The organism is Secundilactobacillus malefermentans DSM 5705 = KCTC 3548, from assembly GCF_001436395.1.
GTDB classification, from domain to species: domain Bacteria; phylum Bacillota; class Bacilli; order Lactobacillales; family Lactobacillaceae; genus Secundilactobacillus; species Secundilactobacillus malefermentans.
The window spans coordinates 1-4,768 of sequence record NZ_AZGJ01000075.1; the positions used below are offsets into that span (position 1 = coordinate 1).

Here is a 4,768-nt window from a genome sequence, read left to right on the forward strand (position 1 = left end):
TGCCATCCATATTCACCATGGGAGCGAGGTTCCAATGAATATTTTAATAGACGGTTACGCTGGTTCTTCCCGAAAAAGACCAATTTTAGCCAAGTAACGACTGATGAGATCCTAGCAGCACTTGAACTAATTAATCAACGACCATTAAAAATACATCATCAACAGACTGCCATTGAAAGATTCCGGGCTTGTTCGGATTAAACTNATATTAAGGAACTTTTAGAAAAGCAATCAAAATAACCGTTATCGAAACCAGAAATGTAGATCCATACTACATTCCTGGTTTTTTTATTGGAGTCACAACAGTTGAATAATGCCAATTTCAGACCTAACATTAAACTAGAAGGTTTATAAGAATACGGAGGTAATTAAATGCGAACAGTTTCACTGAAGGTCATGCATGAATCAATGGAATTATCATACTCTGAAAAGGATAATCAACCGCCCTTTCGGAAATTTATGATTGCGTATGATAAGAAACAGAAAATTGGTGAGAATCTTGAAAAAATTAAGATTGCACTAGCTGGCTTGTCTTTTGACGCTGGTATTATTGAAGATCCGCTGATTTATAACTTTTCAGACACGATTGTTGGCATTAATCATCAGCAAATTGATATGGGACTTGCTCTCACAAACATGCTAAATATTCCAGTCGTTAGCGAGCAAGCTGTCAACACATCGGGACTGGCCGAAGCTGTTTCTCAGAAGAAAAAGTATAATGAGTGGCATCTCGACTACTTTGGGCAATATAACGGTAAACGTAACTATGGGCAGGAGGCAATGCTGACCATTGGTAATGGTTACTTGGGACTAAGAGGTGCTTACGTTGAAGCAAACGCTGATTCCAATAATTACCCTGGCATGTATGTTGCTGGCGTCTATAATCAACTGACAACGAACATAAATGGACGTCAAGTGACCAATGAAGATTTAGTAAATCTACCAAATGCGCAGTATCTCTCCTTTGGCGTTGATCATCAAAATCCGTTCAAAATTGATAAAGATGATATTCAGGAAATATACCGTAGTTTGGATCTTAAAAATGGTCAGTTAAGCACGTCCATGCTCATTCAACTATCAACCGGACACCTGCTTGAAATAAAAACCACAAAAGTTGCGGATATGGTCAATTGGCACCGATTTTCAATCAAATATGACATAACCCCAGTCAATTTTACCGGGAGTCTACAAGTTTATTCAAAAATTGATGCGGCTGTAATCAACGGTAATGTAGAACGATACCAAGATTTTGACCAGCACCACATTGATGTCACAAGCATGAGCAGTCAGGATAATGTTGTCCTGTTGGCGGGACAAACAAAGCAGTCAAAGATCCAATTTTGCGTGGGAAGTACCCTGTCCCTTTCTGAATCAACGGACAAGCTAAAAATTCAAACAACGAACGATAAGCAGCAAATTCTTCAAGTTGCTTCCGTTCAGGTTACAGCTGGTCAGTCATTTTCTTTTGAAAAAACAGTAGCTGTTCACACAAGCCTTGAAACAAAAGGCGATTTAGCTGCGGCAACAACGGCTGATTTACCCCATCAATTATTTGATGCTATTTCTAAAGATACGACAACCTATTGGACTGATACCTGGAAAAAAATCGACATCCAAATTGAAAATGACATTAGCAGTCAAAAACTGACGCGTGTCAATCTATACCATTTAATGATTTCTGGAGCTGCAAAGGAATCTGGCAAGTTAGATGCATCAATTGGCGCCCGTGGATTACATGGTGAAGCCTATCGGGGTCATATTTTCTGGGATGAAATGTTTTTCATGCCATTTTATGCGCTTCACTATCCTAAAATTGCTAAATCCTTATTGATGTACCGCTATAATCGCCTTGATGCAGCCCGTGACTACGCCAAGAGCGAAAGCCATGAAGGTGCCATGTACCCGTGGCAATCTGGATTAAAAGGTGACGAGCAATCTCAGTTTGTTCATTTAAACCCAGTTACCCACCAATGGGATCCAGATAACAGTCGCTTGCAGCGGCATGTTTCAATTGCCATTGCGTACAATGTGCTCTATTACGTCAACATCACTGGCGACACCACTTTTATGAACCAATATGGTCTTGAAATGCTTCTCTCCATTGCCAAATTTTGGATTAGTATGAGTCACTATGATTCCAAAGAAAAACGCTATAATATTTCTGGAGTGATGGGTCCGGATGAGTTTCATGAAAACTACCCTAACTCTGATAAGCCTGGCCTAACAAACAACGCTTATACAAATATCATGGTTGCTTGGCTATTCGACCAGATTTTAGAAATAGCCCCTAAAATTGATAAAAAAATTCTCACCACTGTGGAAAATAAATCCAAATTCAGTCATGAGGATCTAGTGAAGATGACAGATATTTCTTCAAAATTAAAACTAAGCATAAATTCATCTGGCATCATTGCCCAATTTGAAAATTACTTCAAACTCCCAAGACTCGACTTCGATGCTTATCGAAGAAAGTACGGAGATATTTCAAGAATGGATCGGCTCTTAAAATCAGAAGGTAAATCACCTGATGCCTATCAAGTAGCAAAGCAGGCAGACGCTCTTATGGCTTACCATTTGATTAGTCCTAAATCAGTTGAGGCAGTTATTCAGAAACTGGGTTACAAACTGCCGAACGGGTATCTAACTCGAAATATTCAGTACTATTTAGATCGAACGACTCACGGTTCAACGCTCTCCAGAATTGTGTATGCAGTTCTAACCGCGATGGATCAAAACATGGATCAATCTTGGAAATTCTTCTCGACCGCCCTCTTTTCAGACTATTATGATATTCAGGGTGGAACTACCGCTGAAGGAATTCACCTAGGCGTGATGGGCGCCACTATTCTGATTGAAACTCGTGATTATGGTGGCGTTCATTATGAAAATAACCAATTATCTGTCTCACCAAAGCTGCCGGATGAATGGACGACGATTCATTTTAAAGAAGCGTTTAGGGGGAACTGGTTTGATTTTTCAATTAGTCATCATTTAGTGACTGTCAAATCAGAAAAGCCAGCAATAATAACTGTTTGCGGGAAAAAAGTTAATTTAGAAGCCAATAAACAAGAAAAAACAACCTATTAAACAAAATGACGGTGGCAACTAAAAATTGCCACCGCCTTTTTATTTTATTATCCGATTAATTTAAAATGCTTCAATCCGTTTGCAATACCATCATCCATATTCGTTGTCGTAATGTATGCTGCCTTCTCTTTAGCCAATTTGTGCCCATTCCCCATTGCAATCGGCGTATCAACGACATCAAACATCTGCAAATCATTTAATTGATCCCCAAACGCGTAGGTATGAACCCCATCCAAATGGGCGGTCTTTAATAATGCCTCAATCCCGGTTCTTTTAGAAACACCAAATTTCATCGTATCTAAAGCTCGTGGATTGTTTCGGACAAGTGATAGTTTATCTTTAAACTGGGTCTGATATAGTCCTTCTTTATCTGTATTAAAGACGTTCATAAAATTAATAGGCTCTTTTAAATAAAACTTTGGATCAACTTTTGCGGTTAGTCTAAGTGCTTTAAAGTTTGCCCTGGTTAAGTCATTTTCTTTATTTAATCTAACTCCTCGATTATTAAAGTAGCCCACCACGTCACCTTGCTGCGTTGCAAAATCCGTAAACTCTTCAATTAGCTTTGGATCAAGTGTTTCAGCCAACAACTTTTGACCACGGTACTGAACGTAGCTTCCATTTGCACTCACAACCGAGTCAATTCCAGTTTCGTCTAGCAATGATTTAATTTCAAAAATGTTCCTACCGGTTGAAATAACTGGTAAAATATCTTTATGCTGTAATTGATGGATGGCTACTAAACTTGACGGCAAAATGTGCTTATCGTCATCAAACAGGGTTCCATCTAAATCAAAAAATACAATTGCTTTCGTCATAATAATGTCTCACTCTCCATATTTAATATTACGACTCCATTGTAACGCAGCTACGGCAAAGATGAGATTTTAACGAAATTCTCAAAAAGTTCAAAAATAGATGTTGTGTCAAATTAGAATATGTTACACTATATATTGTAGATTTCAATAAAAAGAGGGGCTATCATGGTGATTATTACAGCAGGAATGATTGGCGTTGGAAAAACGACATTATCAGGAAAGATTGCAAAACATCTGAATTCAAAACCATTTTTTGAACCAGTTGGCGACAATCCAGTTTTACCATTATATTATAAGGATCCAAAACAGTATGGCTTTTTACTTCAGATTTACTTTTTAAACAAGCGATTCGCAATGATTAAACAGGCTCTAGCAGACGATAACAATGTCCTAGACCGTTCAATTTATGAGGATGCCCTATTTACTAAGGAAAACAATGCTGAAGGAAACATCTCAGATACAGAATTGAATGTTTATCTTAAATTACTAGATAACATGATGACTGAACTGGATGAGTTACCAAAGAAAGCACCTGATTTATTAGTGTATGCTTCTAGCGACTTTGACACGATTCTTTATAGAATCAAGAAACGTGGACGAGATTATGAGCAATTTGACAATAATCCAGAGCTGGAATCTTACTACGAAAAGATCTGGACTGCTTATCAAGAATGGTTCAAAAATTATGATATTAGCCCTAAGATCAAGATTGATTTACAAAAATACGATCTTGAAGTTCCAGGCAACGAAAAAATTGTACTTGATCAAATAGATGAAGCACTTGCAAAGATTTGTAAGCCAAGTATTTCAGAAGCAATATAAACAAAAAACACCAATCAGCTGATTGAAGTGAACCCCAAATA

At 37.9% G+C, this 4,768-nt stretch carries 4 protein-coding genes; 3 read left to right on the forward strand and 1 reads right to left on the reverse strand.

The features are described from left to right. Together FD44_RS10425 and FD44_RS09460 are read left to right on the forward strand one after the other, a co-directional pair. Positions 1–201: IS30 family transposase (locus FD44_RS10425; protein WP_143444704.1), on the forward strand; the 201-nt coding region annotated here is incomplete at its 5' end. A 171-nt stretch (positions 202–372) separates the two neighbouring features. Then, complete coding sequence (locus FD44_RS09460) at positions 373–3,087, forward strand: glycoside hydrolase family 65 protein (RefSeq protein ID WP_010620015.1); 2,715 nt, start codon at positions 373–375, stop codon at positions 3,085–3,087. A 47-nt stretch (positions 3,088–3,134) separates the two neighbouring features. Here the strand turns inward: FD44_RS09460 and FD44_RS09465 are convergent, their stop codons facing one another. Then, positions 3,135–3,905, reverse strand: a complete 771-nt coding sequence (locus FD44_RS09465) for a Cof-type HAD-IIB family hydrolase (protein WP_010620016.1) — start codon at positions 3,903–3,905, stop codon at positions 3,135–3,137. 165 nt (positions 3,906–4,070) lie between these two features. On the opposite strand from FD44_RS09465, the gene FD44_RS09470 reads away from it, so the two are divergent. Further along, positions 4,071–4,727: a deoxynucleoside kinase gene (locus FD44_RS09470; protein ID WP_010620017.1), complete on the forward strand. Its 657-nt coding sequence runs from the start codon at positions 4,071–4,073 to the stop codon at positions 4,725–4,727. The last annotated feature ends 41 nt before the right edge of the window (positions 4,728–4,768 follow it).

Excerpts from the sequence above, each read along its gene's own strand:
- FD44_RS09470 (WP_010620017.1), top strand. The coding sequence starts at position 4,071 with ATGGTGATTATTACAGCAGGAATGATTGGCGTTGGAAAAACGACATTA.
- FD44_RS09465 (WP_010620016.1), bottom strand. The coding sequence starts at position 3,905 with ATGACGAAAGCAATTGTATTTTTTGATTTAGATGGAACCCTGTTTGAT.
- FD44_RS09460 (WP_010620015.1), top strand. The coding sequence starts at position 373 with ATGCGAACAGTTTCACTGAAGGTCATGCATGAATCAATGGAATTATCA.